Source organism: Mesorhizobium loti CJ3sym, from assembly GCF_000472785.1.
GTDB lineage: Bacteria > Pseudomonadota > Alphaproteobacteria > Rhizobiales > Rhizobiaceae > Mesorhizobium > Mesorhizobium loti_E.
The window spans coordinates 151,786-166,747 of sequence record NZ_AXAL01000012.1 but is presented as its reverse complement, the minus strand read 5'-3'; the positions used below and the strand labels follow the sequence as shown (position 1 = coordinate 166,747).

General features: G+C 63.5%; 18 protein-coding genes. 12 read left to right on the top strand and 6 right to left on the bottom strand.

Features of this window, described 5'->3' with window-relative positions; all coding sequences use genetic code 11:
* The first annotated feature begins 498 nt into the window (after window positions 1-498).
* Together A3A9_RS0118445 and A3A9_RS0118440 are read left to right on the top strand one after the other, a co-directional pair.
* Complete coding sequence (locus tag A3A9_RS0118445; protein WP_027060095.1) at window positions 499-1,209, top strand: helix-turn-helix transcriptional regulator; 711 nt, start codon at window positions 499-501, stop codon at window positions 1,207-1,209.
* On the top strand, window positions 1,206-1,976 hold the full coding sequence (locus A3A9_RS0118440) for a helix-turn-helix transcriptional regulator (protein ID WP_027060094.1): 771 nt from the start codon (window positions 1,206-1,208) through the stop codon (window positions 1,974-1,976). Before A3A9_RS0118445 ends, A3A9_RS0118440 begins: the two co-directional genes overlap by 4 nt.
* A 24-nt stretch (window positions 1,977-2,000) precedes the next feature.
* On the opposite strand, the gene A3A9_RS0118435 is transcribed toward A3A9_RS0118440, so the two are convergent.
* The 6 genes from A3A9_RS0118435 to motA form a co-directional block, all read right to left on the bottom strand.
* Window positions 2,001-2,435, bottom strand: a complete 435-nt coding sequence (locus tag A3A9_RS0118435; RefSeq protein WP_027060093.1) for a hypothetical protein — start codon at window positions 2,433-2,435, stop codon at window positions 2,001-2,003.
* On the bottom strand, window positions 2,432-3,514 hold the full coding sequence (flhB, locus tag A3A9_RS0118430; protein ID WP_027060092.1) for a flagellar biosynthesis protein FlhB: 1,083 nt from the start codon (window positions 3,512-3,514) through the stop codon (window positions 2,432-2,434). The genes A3A9_RS0118435 and flhB overlap by 4 nt, the downstream gene beginning before the upstream one ends.
* A 112-nt stretch (window positions 3,515-3,626) precedes the next feature.
* A complete protein-coding gene (locus tag A3A9_RS0118425; RefSeq protein WP_027060091.1) occupies window positions 3,627-4,640 on the bottom strand; it encodes a flagellar motor switch protein FliG in 1,014 nt (337 codons plus the stop codon).
* A gap of 43 nt (window positions 4,641-4,683) precedes the next feature.
* Window positions 4,684-5,070: a flagellar motor switch protein FliN gene (gene fliN / locus A3A9_RS0118420; RefSeq protein ID WP_027030806.1), complete on the bottom strand. Its 387-nt coding sequence runs from the start codon at window positions 5,068-5,070 to the stop codon at window positions 4,684-4,686.
* Window positions 5,071-5,087: 17 nt separating this feature from the next.
* Entirely contained in the window at window positions 5,088-6,035 is a 948-nt protein-coding gene (locus tag A3A9_RS0118415) for a FliM/FliN family flagellar motor switch protein (RefSeq protein ID WP_027060090.1), read from the bottom strand.
* A 32-nt stretch (window positions 6,036-6,067) separates the two neighbouring features.
* Window positions 6,068-6,943, bottom strand: coding sequence for a flagellar motor stator protein MotA (gene motA, locus A3A9_RS0118410; RefSeq protein ID WP_027060089.1), 876 nt, complete (start codon window positions 6,941-6,943; stop codon window positions 6,068-6,070).
* A gap of 159 nt (window positions 6,944-7,102) precedes the next feature.
* Between motA and A3A9_RS0118405 the strand changes: the two genes are divergently transcribed.
* The 10 genes from A3A9_RS0118405 (at window position 7,103) to A3A9_RS0118360 (ending at window position 14,961) form a co-directional block, all read left to right on the top strand.
* Window positions 7,103-8,224 carry a DUF1217 domain-containing protein gene (locus A3A9_RS0118405; protein ID WP_027060088.1) on the top strand — a complete coding sequence of 374 codons (1,122 nt, stop codon included), beginning with the start codon at window positions 7,103-7,105 and terminating at the stop codon, window positions 8,222-8,224.
* 2 nt (window positions 8,225-8,226) lie between these two features.
* Complete coding sequence (gene flgF / locus A3A9_RS0118400; RefSeq protein ID WP_027060087.1) at window positions 8,227-8,952, top strand: flagellar basal-body rod protein FlgF; 726 nt, start codon at window positions 8,227-8,229, stop codon at window positions 8,950-8,952.
* 1 nt (window position 8,953) lies between these two features.
* Entirely contained in the window at window positions 8,954-10,354 is a 1,401-nt protein-coding gene (gene fliI / locus A3A9_RS0118395; RefSeq protein ID WP_027060086.1) for a flagellar protein export ATPase FliI, read from the top strand.
* Entirely contained in the window at window positions 10,335-11,162 is an 828-nt protein-coding gene (locus A3A9_RS0118390) for a hypothetical protein (protein ID WP_027060085.1), read from the top strand. The genes fliI and A3A9_RS0118390 overlap by 20 nt, the downstream gene beginning before the upstream one ends.
* An 86-nt stretch (window positions 11,163-11,248) precedes the next feature.
* On the top strand, window positions 11,249-11,629 hold the full coding sequence (gene flgB, locus A3A9_RS0118385) for a flagellar basal body rod protein FlgB (RefSeq protein ID WP_027030813.1): 381 nt from the start codon (window positions 11,249-11,251) through the stop codon (window positions 11,627-11,629).
* A gap of 2 nt (window positions 11,630-11,631) precedes the next feature.
* A complete protein-coding gene (gene flgC / locus A3A9_RS0118380; RefSeq protein WP_027060084.1) occupies window positions 11,632-12,048 on the top strand; it encodes a flagellar basal body rod protein FlgC in 417 nt (138 codons plus the stop codon).
* Window positions 12,045-12,368 carry a flagellar hook-basal body complex protein FliE gene (locus A3A9_RS0118375; RefSeq protein ID WP_027030815.1) on the top strand — a complete coding sequence of 108 codons (324 nt, stop codon included), beginning with the start codon at window positions 12,045-12,047 and terminating at the stop codon, window positions 12,366-12,368. The genes flgC and A3A9_RS0118375 overlap by 4 nt, the downstream gene beginning before the upstream one ends.
* Before the next feature lie 11 nt (window positions 12,369-12,379).
* Window positions 12,380-13,168, top strand: a complete 789-nt coding sequence (gene flgG / locus A3A9_RS0118370) for a flagellar basal-body rod protein FlgG (RefSeq protein WP_027060083.1) — start codon at window positions 12,380-12,382, stop codon at window positions 13,166-13,168.
* Window positions 13,169-13,174: 6 nt separating this feature from the next.
* Window positions 13,175-13,723, top strand: a complete 549-nt coding sequence (flgA, locus tag A3A9_RS0118365) for a flagellar basal body P-ring formation chaperone FlgA (protein ID WP_161634514.1) — start codon at window positions 13,175-13,177, stop codon at window positions 13,721-13,723.
* Complete coding sequence (locus A3A9_RS0118360; RefSeq protein ID WP_027060081.1) at window positions 13,720-14,961, top strand: flagellar basal body P-ring protein FlgI; 1,242 nt, start codon at window positions 13,720-13,722, stop codon at window positions 14,959-14,961. The genes flgA and A3A9_RS0118360 overlap by 4 nt, the downstream gene beginning before the upstream one ends.
* Window position 14,962: the final 1 nt, after the last annotated feature.

Here is a 14,962-nt window from a genome sequence, read left to right as displayed (position 1 = left end):
CCCCAATCGATATGGCCGCAAACAAGCGCGACCAACCTAGCCCAGCCCGATCGAAGGGAAGCCCACCCTCCTGCCGATCGCCGAGAACCTATCGGAATCGATCGGTCCTCGATACGGCAGCTTCGCAACAACCTCTGGCTTTTTCGTGTCAACGTTTCAGGCGACCCACGATGCAGCGAAAGGGTCTTTGGCGTTACTCTGAGTCGCACGCGAGTCCATCGGATTCAATTTTGTCAAATCGCGTTTGATGTCGGATTCATCTGCGGGTAGATTAGAACCGAATCAGCCGGTCCTGGGGGGCGCGGCGACCACCCAAAGTCTCACGTTCCGGAATTTTCCGGCGCCAGACGCGGACGGCTTCGCGTTCCCTGAATGGATTCCGTCTGGTTGGCGCGGCCCCGCGCCTCGTGTGCGTCTCGTGAAAGTAACGCGTTTTCGGTTTCGGCGGCTGGCTCCCAGCATCCGGACAGCAGAAACGATTCCGGCCAAAAGCAAAAAATGAGCAGTCCCGCCGCGCTTCTTCAATCCGACACATTAGGCTCGCGCCTGACGTCGCGCGGTGATCTGACGAGTTTCTTCATGGAGTTGATCGCCGAGATTGGCGCCGACAGCTACATGCTGGTCGCCATCGTCCACGACCAGGATCGCAACGACGCGCGCATCGTTTCCTCGAACTGGATCTTCGACGCCATCGAACTGACCGGCAAGCGGCTGATCGCCAGCCTTGCCCAGGGTGCGCTCACCGTCGCGCCCGGCATCCGCCCGCGACCGCTGGTGGCGGCAGACGCGCCCGATAGCGACGGGCTGGTTTCCGGCGAAGAGGCCCGCCTCCTCGACGTGCTCGGCCATGCCGAGGTCTATTCGCTGCGGCTGAATGTCGGCCGCCAGCGTCTGTTCGCCCTGTTCTCGGCGACGACATCAGGCCAGATCGACCAGCCGGCGCTGATGAAGGCGCAGCTGAAATGCTGCTACGCGCTCTCGCATATGCCGCAGCTGATCGCAGCGGCGGCGATGCAGGATCCACTGTCGGACCGCGAGCGCGAATGCCTGTTCTGGGTCTCCGAGGGCAAGACCACCGATGAGGTGGCCGTCATCCTTGGTGTCTCCTCCAACACCGTCAACAGCTACATCACCCACGCCATCCAGAAATTCGCGGCCTCGAACCGCGCGATGGCCATCGCCACGGCGATCAGGAGTGGCATCATTTGAAACACGCCGATATCAAGGACGCCGCCGAAGCCCTTTTCAACGAGCAGCGCAACCCGTTCGGCGCCTTCTCGCTCGGCTCCGAAACGCATCATGCCGTCACCATTCCCGATGCTGTGCGCCGCTGCCGCTGGATATCGGTCGACATCAACGCCTCGGCCTTCGGCCTGTACTTCGTCAGCCCGTCGCCGGAACGGGCGCGGCTGGTCCCGTGCTTCGATTCCGACTATCCCGGCATTGCGGTGGCGACGAAGTTCATCTCGGGCGCCAATGGCGAGGAGATCGTGCGCCACACCCACTCGTCGACGGAGCCGCGCTGGTGGACGGATGACGGCATCGCCGCGATGGCCGAGACGTTCGGCAGCCTCGCCTGGACCGAGCAGATGGCACCGCTGGCACCCGGCACCAGCGGCATTGCCTTTCCCGTCCATGCCGATCGCGGCCAGTGCGGCCTCGTCGTCTTCCTGGGATCGGAGATCGCGCTGCCGCAGGATGCGCTCTACGAAATCCACGCCCGCTGCTTTTCCCTGTTCGCCGCCGTCGCGCGTATCCGTCCCGGCGATGCCGGCAGGATGCGCGCGATTTCCAAGCGCGAACTCGAATGCCTAAAGCTGACCGCCAATGGCAACACCAGCGAGGAAATCGCACGGCTCCTGAAGCTGTCGGTGCACACCGCCAACCAGTATCTCACCCAGTCGACCCAGAAGCTCAACGCCGTCAACCGCAACCAGGCGGTCGCCAAGGCGCTGCGGCTTGGTTTGATCGAATAGTTCTTGTCGCCTGATGAGCGGGCTTTAGAACGCCAGCGGCTCGACCCTGCGGATACGGGCCTGTTCGATCACCGCCTCCAGCAGCGTCGTATTGTGCTCGGGGTCTTCTCCCGGCTTTTCGAATGACACGTAGTTGACCGCGACCGAGTTGCCGGCATCGCTCAGCGTCAGCTGGAAATAGACGGTCACGCCTGGCGGCCGCAGCTCCAGGTCGAGTACGATGCGCGGGCTGCCGCTCCAGTCGACATGCGCCTCGCCGCCATGGCCGAGCCTGAGCGTGCCCGGCATGAAAAACAGTTCCACCGCCGAATCGACCAGGTCCGACAGGCAGGCGAAGTGCTCCAGCCGGATGAAGGCGATATAGTCGGCGACATCGATCAGCCTCAGTTCGCCAACCACTTGCTCGATGGCGCTGGCGACGATGATCTCGCGGGATTTTGCGTGCGGTTGGCGGTTCATGAAATCTGTCTGCGCTCAGCCTTTTTCGAGTAGACGATCCGCACCAGTTCGGCGACGGCCTGGTAGAATTGTGACGGGATCACATTATCGACCGAAACTTGCTTGTACATGGAGCGGGCGAGCGCCACGTCCTCGAAGATCGGGATGTTGTGCTCCTTGGCGATCTCACGGATTTTCAGCGCCACCAGATCCTGCCCCTTGGCCACCACGAGCGGTGCAGAATCTTCGTCGCGCACATATTTCAGCGCGATCGAGAAGTGGGTCGGGTTGGCGATGATCAGCGTCGCGCGCGGCACCGCCGTCATCATCCGCTTGCGCGCCCGGTCGCGCGCCAGCGAGCGCAGCCGCGACTTGACGATCGGGTCGCCCTCGGACTGCTTGAACTCGTCCTTGACCTCCTGCTTGCTCATGCGCAGGTCCTGCTTCCAGTGGAAGCGCGACCAGACGATGTCGACCGCCGCGATCAGTCCCATGACGAAAACGATCGCCACCAATATGTCGACCGCGATGCCGCGGATGACGAGACCGAAGGCCATTGGATTGGTGATCATGCCGGAGAGCAGCTTGCGGTGATCCTCCGACAGCGTGAAAGTGAGCACGGCGATGGCAAAGCCGACCTTTGCCAGGGATTTCAGAAATTCGACCCAGCCCTGAGCACCGAACATCCGGCTCCAGCCCTTGGTAATCGAGATGCGCGACATCTGCGGCCTGATCCGCTCGCCGACGAATTGCGGCATGTTCTGGAGCACCGAGGCGCCAATGCCGGCGACGCTCAGTAGCACCAGCAGGCTGAGCACGGCGCGGCCGATCTCGAACATGACGATCTTGTAGAGCGCGATGACGTCGGTTTCGGTGTCCATCGGCCAGGCTTCCGGCTTCTCCAGAAACATCGACAGGAACGTGCCGAGGTCGATGACGGCATCCTTGGCATAGAAGACGGTGAACACCAGTATGGCGACGAAGGAGGCGAGGATCGCGGTTTCCCTCGAATGGGGCAGCTTGCCCTGTTCGACGGTGTCGCGGATTTTCTTTTCCGTCGCGTCTTCGGTTTTCGAGTCCTTGTCGGTGGCGTCGGACATGCCTAGAGCATGATGCCGAAAAGTGTGAAGCGGTTTTCGGATGACATCATGCTCTAATCCTTTGATTTAGAGCCGATGACTTCAGGCCAATTCGACCTGAAGTCATCCGGCTCTAGGCGGCGTTCTGCGTCGAAGGCAGTTCGAACGCGCCTTCGCGCGACAGCCGGATCGTCGTCGTCACAATCGTCTTGCGCGCCGCCACGATATCAGCGGCAGGAACGCCTTCGGACCCCTGGCCGAGTTCGGCTTCGATCATGCGCCGCGACCTCGCGCCGATCGCCGACAGCACCGCTTCGGCGAGTGCCGCCGACGTGCCGCGCAGCGCCAGCGTGACAAGCTCGGTCGACAGTCCGTCGAACAGCAGCACGCGCGCCTTCTGGGTGAGCAGCGGCAGGTCGTCGAAAGCGAAAAGCCTTGCCCGCACACCGTCGAGGTCGGGCGTGCCAGCGGCCTCCAGATCCTGCATCACCTCATCGAGCAGCGGCTTGTCCAGCTCGTTGAGCACGCTGGCGACGCGCGCCTGCCCTGCCGACGTGTCCTTGATCGAGGTTTCCGACAGCACGCTGGTGCGCAACCGGTTCTCGACGATCCTGGTGGCGGCGGCCGGCACATTGGCCATCGTCACCATGCGCTTGATGATTTCGCCGCGCATCGGCTTGGTCAAAGTCAAAAGCACGCTCGCCGCCGCCTGCGGCGCCAGCTTCGACAGCACCATGGCCGCCGTCTGTGGATGTTCGCCGGCCAGGAAGGCGCCAAGCCGTGCCGGTTCGAGCTTCTCGAGCTCCGGCCAGATGGGTGGCGGTCCTTCCGGCGCGACTTCGAATTTCTTGTCGCCCATGATCGCGCTCATCTCTTCGGGCGAGAGCGATTCATTGAGGATGGTGTCCATCCTGTCGGCGGAATCGAGCAGGCCCGCACCCTCGGTGAACTCGGCCTCGAATTCAGCGACGATGCGCTCGAGATCGCTCTGCGGAATGGTCCTGAGCAGCCGCGCACCCTCGATCAGCGCCTTCAGTTCTTCCTGCTTGAAGAATTTCAAGAGGCGGCTGGCGGACGGCTTGCCCATTGCCACCAATATGGCGGCTGCCTTCTGCGCACGGGTCAGGGTCGCCAGCGGCGTCGTCATGCCTTTCGCCTCCGCTGCCACCGGCAAGCCCCGTGCCTCATGTCTAGGCGCCCTTCGTGCCGGCGATGATTTCGGTCAGCCTGATGCCGAAGCGCGAAGGGTCGCTTTCGAGCACCGTGATCTCGCCGCGCGCGATCTTGCGGCCGTTGACCACGACGTCGACCGGCTCGCCGATACGGCGGTTGAGCGCCACCGTCGAGCCCTTCTGCAGCGCCATCAGGTCGGACACCGCCATCTCGGTGCTGCCGAGGATGATCTGGACATCGACGGGGATGTTCATGATGACGCTTGAATTGGCGCCCGCAGCGGCCCTGAACGCCGCGTCGGGGCGTTGCTCCTCTTCATGCAGGACGCCGCGCAATTCCTCGATGGCGCGATCGAGCTGCTCGTCCGGCTGGTCGAGCTCTGCTTCCACTTTGGTCTTGGCCATTCGTCGTCTCCAAAAGCTCAGGCGCGCCCGGCACCGGCCGGCATGAGCCCATCGATGAAATCCTGCCCGGCATCGAAAGGATGCCTGATTCGGACGGTGTAATTCTGCCCCAGTTTGCCGAACTCGCATACGAACAGCGTCCGGCCGCGCGCGCTGAGGCGTGCCCGGGATTGCGCCGTCTCGTCGAAGTCGATGACCTGGCCCACTTCGAGATTGGCGAGGTCGCCAAGCGTCAGCCGCGCCAATGGCATGGCGGCTTCGAGCGCCACCGTCGAGCGCATCACCTCTTCCGAGAAGCGTGCGCGCCAGCTCGTGCCCTGATCGTCCTCGCTGACACTCGCGGTGCCGTCGCGACCGGTCAGCACGACACGCTGCGGCATCGTCACCGTGATCGAACCGCTGTCGACCGGCGTCGAGATGCCAAGGACGATGCGGATGGCAGCACCATCGCGCAGCAGATGGTGCCTGGCCTCGATGCCGGACATGGCCCGCGGCACGGGCAGCCGCAGCTCGAGCGAGCGCCGCCCTGATCCGTTCAGCGCCTGCGCCACCTCCTGGAACACCATGGTCGAGACATCGGCCTCGATCGGCGACAGGTCGCGCTCGATCGGCGACACCGGCATATCCGGGTCACCGCCGAACAGCGTGGAAATCATGATGGCGATCGCGGCAGCATCGATGACAAGTGTCATCGCGTCCGACGACGCCGTCGAACCGATGACGGTCATGGCGAAATTGTCGCCAGCGCGCGAGCGCGCCTCGGGCACGCGGCTGACCTCGACCGCCTTGAGGTCGACGATCACGGGAACCCCAAGCTCGCCCGACAGCCCCTTCTGCAGCAGCGGCACGGCGCGTTCGGCCATGGCGCGGCCGGCGTCGATGACCTGATCGGCCTCGCCGCTGTCGCCGACCAGGCGCTCGATGATCAGCGAGCGCGCTTGCGCGGGGCTGCCTGGACTGGTCATGACCGTGTCGGCACCGATCTGTCGTGCATCGCTCAAGCGGCCTTCTTTTCGGCGCTGCTGGTGTTCATCGTGCTCTGCTCGACAGCGTCGATGGTCGGCCGCTCATAGGATGAGATGGTCTTGCGGCCGAACTCGATCGCCACCTGCGGCAGCGCACCGTTCATGTAGGCGAGCAGCGTCTGCTTGACGATGATGTAGAGGCGGTTCTTCTTCTCGCGCACCGTCTTGATCTTGGTGGCGACAGGCCCGACCACGGCATAGGACAGGAAGATGCCGAGGAAGGTGCCGACCAGTGCGGCGCCGATCAGGCCGCCGAGGATTTCCGGTGATTGATCAAGAGCACCCATCGCCTTGACCACGCCGAGCACGGCGGCGACGATGCCGAGCGCCGGCAGGCCGTCGCCGACGGCGACCAGCGCGTGATAGGCCTTCATCTTGTCCGTCTTGATGGTCTGGATTTCTTCATCCATCAGCGCCTCGATCTCATGCGAGCGGGCATTGCCGATGATGATGATGCGGCAGTAGTCGCAGATGAAGGCCATCAGATCGTGATTCTTGAGCACCGTCGGAAAGGCCTGGAAGATGGCCGATTCTTCCGGATTGTCGATATGTGCCTCGACCTCGCTGCGCGACTTCGAGCGCAGCTCGCGCATCAGGCTGTGCAGCACGCCCAGCGTTTCCAGATAGTCCTGCTCCTTCGGCACCGCTTGCTTGAAGGCCTCAAGAATGCCCCTGCCGGTATCCTTGACCGTCTTCATCGGGTTGGCGACCAGGAAGGTGCCAAGTGCGGCGCCGCAGATGACCACGGCTTCCCATGGCTGGACCAGCACGTGCAGATGCCCGCCCATGGCCATGAAGCCGCCAAGGACGCAGCCAAGCGTCACCACAAGTCCAATCAGAATGCCCACGAGAGGTCCTTCCGCATTTCAAGTCAGAAGCAAGGGATAGTCCCCGTGCCTTGTGTGAGGCTTGAATCGGAGCCGCCATGGAGCCGAATGTCGGCGATTCAGTTTCGCGCAAGGAAGTGAGGCTATTGTGCTGGCATTGCTCCGGCCGGAGGCACGTCCTTGCTCAATACCTTTACCAGCTACCAATTGATCGCCAAAGACATCAACAAATCGATCGATCGGATCGAAAAACAGCCGGTTGTTGATCGAGATACACAATATTATCTCGCCAACATCACCAAGGTGAAATCGATCGACGATTTCGTCAAAAATGATCGCCTGTTCAAATATGCCATGAAGGCCTTCGGGCTGGAGGACATGGACTATGCCAAGGCCTTCATGGTCAAGGCGCTCAAGGAAGGTGTCACCGACCCAAACAGCTTTGCCAACAAGCTGACCGACAAGCGCTATGCCGCGTTTGTCACCGCCTTCAATTTCGCCGCCAACGGCCCCGATGCGACCATCTATAACAGCGCCCAGCAACTGGTGACGAAAAATTACGCCACGCAGGCGCAGATCGCTGGCCTCGATCCGAACTCGGACTACGTGAAGGGCGAGACGACCTACTACCTCGCCAACATCACCAAGGTGAAGTCCGTCGACGACCTGATGTCGAACAGCCGACTCTACACCTATGCGCTCGCCGCATACGGTCTCGACTCGGCGACCGAGGACAAGGACCTGATCAAGTCGGTCCTGCAAAGTAAGGTGAGCGACCCCGACAGCATCGCCAACAAGCAGACGAACCCAGCTTACGCGGGACTGGCCTTGGCCTTCAATTTCGAAGCCAATGGCGAGAACGCCACCACCATCAATGCCGCTCAGCAGCCGACTGTCGACATGTATCTGCGCCAGTCGCTTGAAGAGGATGCTGGCAAGACCAATGAAGGCGTACGGCTGGCGCTTTACTTCCAGCGCAAGGCGCCCGACATCAGCAACTGGTACGACGTACTGGCCGACACCGCCCTTGCCAGCGTCGTGCGCACCGCGCTCGGATTGCCCGATTCCTTCGCCACCGCCGACATCGACAAGCAGGCGCAGCTGTTCGAGCAGAAGCTCGACATCTCGGATTTCACCGACCCCGCGAAGCTCAGCAAGTTTCTGACCCGCTTCACCAGCATGTACGAGATCAACAACCCGACCTCGACCGCTGTGTCTTCGATCAGCGTGCTTTTCGCCAAGCCGGTCACGTCGGGCATCTCCACCGACCTGATGATGGCCATGCAAAAGATGAAGTTCTGACCATGCGAGACAGTCTCTACGTTGCCCTTTCCGCGCAGATGGCGCTCGAGCGCCGGCTCGACACGATCGCCGACAATGTCGCCAACGCCAACACGGTCGGCTTTCGCGCTACCGGCGTGAAATTCGAGGACGTGGTGACGGGCGCCGGGCAGAAGTCGGTGTCCTTCGCCTCGACCGGCAAGACCTATCTTTCCGGCGCTCACGGCTCGCTGACCGAGACCGGCAATCCGTTCGATTTCGCCATCCAGGGCGACGCCTGGTTCGCCATCGACACGCCGGCCGGCACGGTCATGACCCGCGACGGCCGCTTCTCGATGAACGAGAATGGCGAGCTGATGTCGCTTGAAGGCCATCCGGTGCTCGACGCCGGCGGCGCGCCGATCCAGCTCGACCCCCGCAACGGCCCGCCAAAGGCCGGCGCCGATGGCTCGCTGCGCCAGAACGACCAGCTTGTCGGCTCGATCGGCCTTTATGATTTCGATCCGGGCGAGAATTTCGTGCGCTACGGTAATTCCGGCATCGTGCCCGCCCGCACCCCCGAACCGGTCACCGATCGCTCCGATGTCGGCATCGCCCAGGGGTTCGTCGAGGAATCCAACGTCAATCCGGTGATGGAGATGACGCGGCTGATCATGGTCCAGCGCGCCTTCGAGAACACCGCCGCGCTGATGCGGCAGACGGATTCCTCCACCGACGAGGCGATCAAGACGCTCGGCTCGAAGTCGTAGCATGTCATCAGGCCAGACATTGCTCCGCGCACCCGAAAGGCAGGGCCAGCCGGCGCCGGAAGACCGGCTGGCCGCCTTGGAACGGATATGGCGGCGTTTCAACGGAGCCGATGGACTGGTCAAGCGTGGCGGTCTCGTCACCGAAGTCACACCGACGCACTACAAGGTGCGTGGCCTTTCCGATTTCGCCAGGCTGGGCGACATTGTTGAGCAGCGTGGCCAAGCCGGAACGCGCCGCGGTGAAATCGTCAAGATCAGCCGCGACGAGATTGTCGTCGCGCCCTTCGAGCGCAGCGCCGATGCCGGCATCGGCGATGCTGTGTTTCGCCGCGGCCCGCTCGCCGTGGCGCCGCACGCCTCGTGGCGCGGCCGCACCATCGACGCGCTGACCCGGGCGATCGATGGCGGCTCGCCACTAGTCAGGGGCGACGACATGTCGGCCCACGCCACGACGCCCAGCGCCATGGCGCGGCAGCGCGTCGGCACCGCCTTCATGACCGGCGTCAAGGTCATCGACATCTTCACGCCGCTCTGCTTCGGCCAGCGCATGGGCGTCTTTGCCGGTTCCGGCGTCGGCAAGTCGACGCTGCTCGCCATGCTCGCCGGCGCCGACGCCTTCGATACAGTCGTCGTGGCGCTGATCGGCGAACGCGGCCGCGAGGTCCGCGAATTCCTCGAGGACACGATCGGCGACAGCATGGCAAAGACTGTGGCCATCGTCGCCACCAGCGACGAAAGCGCCATGATGCGGCGGCGCGCTCCCGACACCGCCATGCGCGTCGCCGAGCACTTTCGCGACCAGGGCCACCGCGTGCTGCTGGTGCTGGACTCGATTACCCGCTTCGCCCACGCACTGCGTGAGGTGGCGACGGGAACCGGCGAGCCGCCGGTCGCCCGCGGCTATCCCGCCTCGGTCTTCACCGAACTGCCCAAGCTGCTCGAGCGCGCCGGACCCGGAGCCGAAGGCAAGGGCTCGATCACTGCCATCATTTCCGTGCTGGTCGACGGCGACGACCACAACGATCCGGTCGCCGATTCCGTGCGCGGCATCCTCGACGGCCATGTCGTGCTCGACCGCGCGATCGCCGAACAGGGCCGCTATCCGCCGGTCAATCCGTTGTCGTCCATATCGCGTCTCGCCGGCAAGGCCTGGAGTGTCGAACAGCGCGCTTTGGTGACGCGGCTGAAGTCGATGATCTCACGCTTCGAGGACACGCGCGACATTCGCCTGCTCGGTGCCTATCAGGGCGGCGCCGATGCCGAGCTGGATATCGCCGTGCGCCAGGTGCCGCTGATCTACGAGGCGCTGACGCAATCGCCGAGGGACCGTCCATCATCCGATCCGTTCTCCGATCTCGCCCGCCATCTCAAGGGAAAGCTGAATGCCGAATCAGGAGACTGAACGCCAGTATACCGAGCGCATCCTGAAAGAGATGATCGCGGAGGCGAACGCGGCTGAGGAAGCTCGGGCGCAGGAGGCCAGGATTGCAAAGGCAAGGGCCGCCAACGCCATAGCAGCCAAGACCGCGGCTGTTCTGACCAGAGCCGCCAAGCCGGCGCTGCCCAGGTCCGAGCCTGTTCTGGCTCGGCCCACCGCCATGCATGAGGTTCCCCGCGTAGAGCCTGCCGAAATGACGCAAGCCAGCCGCGAATCGCTGATCGATGGCCTGTTTGCGGTTACCGAATGGCCCCAGCCGCCAAAGGCGCAATTTCCCAAATTGCGCAAGAAGGCAGACCGGCGCAGCGACTTCGTCTTCGCCGCGCTCGGCATCACGCTCGGCCTGACCTGCGCCCTGTTTCCCTGGTACATCTTCTTCAACCAGGAACAGTTCGGCGTGCAGGCAATCAAGTTCGGCGGCACCGGCACCAATTCGGGGCGCGCGGGCGGCGGCGTGGTCGCCGAACGCAGCGCGCCGCTGACGGCGAAGGATGTCCCGAGCACGGATCTTGATCTGTTGGCCACAGGAACGGTGCGGGATGATGCCCATCAAACGCCTCCTGGCGACCAGCCCTTCCCGGCCGACGTCGGAAAATTCCGCATGGTCCACGTCGCCAATGGCCGCGCCATGATCGAGGACGACACCGGCCTGTGGATGGTCCAGCGCGGCTCGACGCTGCCGGATTCAAGCAAGGTCTCGTCGATCGAACAGCGCAACGGCAAATGGGTCATGCTGACCAGCTCCGACCAGGTGATCCCTCTAGAGAAGTAAGACCTTGCAATCGCGCTTTGCGGCCCTGCGCAAGGTCCACGCAAGACTGGCGGCCTAGTCTCCTCGGCACATGCCCGGAGATTCTCATGGAGCCCGTTTCCCTTTTCGATCTCGCCGCCAAGCAAGCGCAGTGGCTTTCCGTGCGCCAGTCGGCAATCGCCGGCAACATCGCCAACGCCAACACGCCGGGCTACACGGCCAATGATGTCGAGCCTTTCGAAAAGGTGCTCGACCGCACGGCGGTGTCGCTGCAGACCACCGAGGCCGGCCATCTCGGCAGCGCGGCGACCAATGCCGGCTTCACCATCAAGCCGCAGGAAGACGATGGCGTGGTCTTGCCGTCCAAGAACTCGGTCGTGCTTGAAGACCAGCTTCTCAAGGCCGGCGAGGTACGCCGTTCCTTCGAACTCAACACAGCCATCGTCAAGGCATTCCACTCGATGATGATGATGGCGGTGAAGAGCTGACCATGGACGCACTGACAGCAGCCCTGAAAGTCGCAGCATCCGGCCTCGGCGCCCAGTCCGAGCGCCTGCGCGTGGTTTCGGAAAACCTCGCCAACGCCCAGTCGACCGGCACCACCCCCGGCGCCGACCCCTATCGCCGCAAGACCATCAGCTTCGTCTCCGAGCTCGACCGGGCCTCCGGCAGTTCGACGGTTGAAGTGAACTCGATCGATCGCGATCCGAGCGACTTTCCGGTGGAGTTCCAGCCCGGCAACGAAGCCGCCGACGAAAAGGGCTACGTCAAGATGCCCAACGTCAACGTGCTGATCGAAATGGCCGACATGACCGAGGCCAACCGCTCCTACGAGGCCAACCTGCAAGTCGTGAAGCAGGCGCGCGACCTCATTTCCATGACCATCGACCTGATGAGGAACCAATGATCGTCAACGGCATCGGCGCGCTTAACCTGAAGCCAGGGCTGGGCGATACGGCGACCGACCTGCTTCAGGGCGGTGTCGCGCCCGCGACTGCAGGCAATCTTGGCACCTCCTTCGCCGAAGCGGTGAGCCAGGCGGCCGCCAAGACCGTCAACACGATGCAGAATGCCGAACAGGTATCGCTCCAGGCGCTCAAGGGCGATGCCGATACCCGTCAGGTCGTCGACGCGGTGATGAGCGCGCAGCAGGCGCTGCAGACCGCCGTCGCCATCCGCGACAAAGTTGTTTCCGCCTATCTCGAAGTCAGTCGAATGGGCATTTGAGGAGTTAGGGCATGAAAGCACTCGCCATCGCCGCCACCGGCATGAATGCCCAGCAGACAAATCTGGAAGTCATCGCCAACAACATCGCCAACATCAACACCACCGGCTACAAGCGGGCGCGAGCCGAATTCTCCGACCTGCTCTATCAGGTCGACCGCACGCAAGGCGTACCCAACCGCTCCAACGCCTCGCTGGTGCCGGAAGGCGTCTCGATCGGCCTCGGCGTCAAGACGACGGCCGTGCGCAACGTCCACACCCAGGGTGAGCTGACCAGCACCGGCAACAGTTTCGACATGGCGCTGACCGGCCGGGGCTGGTTCCAGATCGAGGGGGCTGACGGCGGCACGCTCTACAGCCGCGCCGGTGCCTTCAACACCAACGCTACCGGCCAGTTGGTGACGGTGGACGGCGCCAGCGTCATTCCAGCCATCACCGTGCCGACCGATGCGGTCGAGGTCATCGTCAACAAGACCGGCCAGGTCTTTGCCCGCATCGACGGCCAGACCGCTCTTCAGAGCCTCGGCCAGCTCCAGATCGCCAACTTCGCCAACGAGGCGGGTCTCGCACCGCTCGGCGACAATCTGTTCCAGGAAACGGCGGCCTCCGGCCCGGCCAATGTCGGCGTGCCCGGCGACCCCGGCTTTGCCACCATCCAGCAAGGCTATCTCGAGGCTTCCAATGTCGATCCGGTCAAGGAAATCACCGAGCTGATCTCGGCGCAGCGTGCCTATGAGATGAATTCCAAGGTGATCCAGGCCGCCGACGACATGGCCTCGGTCGTCTCGAAGAACCTGAGGTAACGGATGATGGCCATGCCGATCTCCTGCTCCGCATTCCGCCGCACCGCGCTCGCCCTTGCGCTGGTGGCCAGCGGTATGCCGGCTTTTGCCCAGGAATCGGCGACGCAATCGACAAACCAATCGACAGGCCAATCTGCAACGCAGATCGCCAGCAACCAGCCTGCCGGCGAAGTCGTGCTGATCCCCAACCGGGTCATCTATCCCGGCGAAACCATCGAGCTTGCCGCCCTGAAACAGGTGACGCTCATTCCTGGCAAGCACAAGCCCGATGCGATGGCGACGCTGGCCGAGGAACTCCAGGGAAAGGTCGCCAAGCGCACGCTGCTGCCTGGCCGCTACATTCCTACCGCCGCTATCCGCGAGGCCTGGCTGGTCGACCAGGGCGCTGCCGTGCAGGTCTTCTTCATCGCCGGCGGTCTGACGATATCCGCCACCGCGGTGACATTGCAGCCGGGTTCGGCCGGCGACCTGATCAAAGTTCGCAACAGCGACAGCGGCAAGATCCTTTCCGGCACCGTGATGGCCGATGGAACCATCCAGGTCAGCTCTTCATGATGCGCCCGCTTGCCCTTTTGCTCGCGGCCGCGCTCGGCCTGCAGCCGGCGCTGGCCGACGGCCTGACGCCCAAGGCCAAGCGCGACCTCGCCGCCAAGAATGGCGGCGTCTACGACGACCCCGAATATGATCCGGCCACCACCACCCGCATGTTCCGCGTTTCACCGGGGCCAAGCTCGCTGCCGCCTGGCCAGGTCGCCTCGCGCATCAAGGATATTGCCCAGCTGCAGAGTTCGCGCGACAACCAGCTCGTCGGCTACGGCCTTGTCATCGGCCTCGCCGGCTCGGGCGACAGCCTGCGCAATTCGCCTTTCACCGAACAGTCGATCCGCGCCATGCTCGAAAATCTCGGTATCGCCACCGAAGGCGGCAGCGCGCGCGCCAAGAACGTCGCCGCCGTCATCGTCACCGCCAACATGCCGCCCTACGTGCAGTCGGGAGCCCGCATCGACATCGACGTATCCTCGATGGGCGACGCCACCTCGCTTGCCGGCGGCACGCTGATCATGACGCCGCTGAAGGCGGCGGACGGCGAGATCTATGCCGTCGGCCAGGGCGCGGTCATCGTTTCCGGCTTCGTTGCCACGGGTCAGGCCCAGCAATTGACGCAAGGCGTGCCGACCGCCGGCCGGGTGCCGAACGGCGCCATCGTCGAGCGTTCGGTGAAAGCCGAGTTCGACGACCAGTCGACGCTGACGCTGCAATTGCGCAATCCCGATTTTTCGACCGCAATCCGCATCGCTGATGCCATCAACGACTACACCAGCCAGCGTTTCGGCATGCGCGTGGCGGGCGAGCGCGATTCCCGCACCGTCCAGATCAGGCGGCCGAAGAACGTTTCGGCGGCCCGCTTCTATGCCGAGATCGAGAATCTGGTGGTCGAATCCGACACCCCGGCCCGCGTCGTCATCGACGAGCGCACCGGAACGATCGTCATCGGCAACGACGTCAAGATCTCGCGCGTCGCCATCAGCCACGGCACGCTGACGGTACGCATCACCGAAGCGCCGCGCGTCGTGCAGCCCGAACCCTTCTCCAAGGGCGAAACTGCCGTCGAACCGTTCACCGCCATTGACGCCAGCCGGCCCAATGGCCGCGTCGCGGTGCTTGACGGGCCTGACCTGCAAACCCTCGTTTCCGGCCTCAACCGTCTCGGCGTCAAGCCGGACGGCATCATTGCCATCCTGCAAGGCATCAAGTCGGCCGGCGCCCTGCAAGCCGATCTGGTTCTCCAATAGG

Excerpts from the sequence above, each read along its gene's own strand:
- A3A9_RS0118445 (WP_027060095.1), top strand. The coding sequence starts at position 499 with ATGAGCAGTCCCGCCGCGCTTCTTCAATCCGACACATTAGGCTCGCGC.
- A3A9_RS0118360 (WP_027060081.1), top strand. The coding sequence starts at position 13,720 with ATGATGCGCCCGCTTGCCCTTTTGCTCGCGGCCGCGCTCGGCCTGCAG.
- A3A9_RS0118375 (WP_027030815.1), top strand. The coding sequence starts at position 12,045 with ATGATCGTCAACGGCATCGGCGCGCTTAACCTGAAGCCAGGGCTGGGC.
- flgA (WP_161634514.1), top strand. The coding sequence starts at position 13,175 with ATGGCCATGCCGATCTCCTGCTCCGCATTCCGCCGCACCGCGCTCGCC.
- fliI (WP_027060086.1), top strand. The coding sequence starts at position 8,954 with ATGTCATCAGGCCAGACATTGCTCCGCGCACCCGAAAGGCAGGGCCAG.
- flgB (WP_027030813.1), top strand. The coding sequence starts at position 11,249 with ATGGAGCCCGTTTCCCTTTTCGATCTCGCCGCCAAGCAAGCGCAGTGG.
- fliN (WP_027030806.1), bottom strand. The coding sequence starts at position 5,070 with ATGGCCAAGACCAAAGTGGAAGCAGAGCTCGACCAGCCGGACGAGCAG.
- flgC (WP_027060084.1), top strand. The coding sequence starts at position 11,632 with ATGGACGCACTGACAGCAGCCCTGAAAGTCGCAGCATCCGGCCTCGGC.
- A3A9_RS0118435 (WP_027060093.1), bottom strand. The coding sequence starts at position 2,435 with ATGAACCGCCAACCGCACGCAAAATCCCGCGAGATCATCGTCGCCAGC.
- A3A9_RS0118415 (WP_027060090.1), bottom strand. The coding sequence starts at position 6,035 with ATGACCAGTCCAGGCAGCCCCGCGCAAGCGCGCTCGCTGATCATCGAG.
- flgF (WP_027060087.1), top strand. The coding sequence starts at position 8,227 with ATGCGAGACAGTCTCTACGTTGCCCTTTCCGCGCAGATGGCGCTCGAG.
- A3A9_RS0118425 (WP_027060091.1), bottom strand. The coding sequence starts at position 4,640 with ATGACGACGCCGCTGGCGACCCTGACCCGTGCGCAGAAGGCAGCCGCC.
- flgG (WP_027060083.1), top strand. The coding sequence starts at position 12,380 with ATGAAAGCACTCGCCATCGCCGCCACCGGCATGAATGCCCAGCAGACA.
- flhB (WP_027060092.1), bottom strand. The coding sequence starts at position 3,514 with ATGTCCGACGCCACCGACAAGGACTCGAAAACCGAAGACGCGACGGAA.
- A3A9_RS0118390 (WP_027060085.1), top strand. The coding sequence starts at position 10,335 with ATGCCGAATCAGGAGACTGAACGCCAGTATACCGAGCGCATCCTGAAA.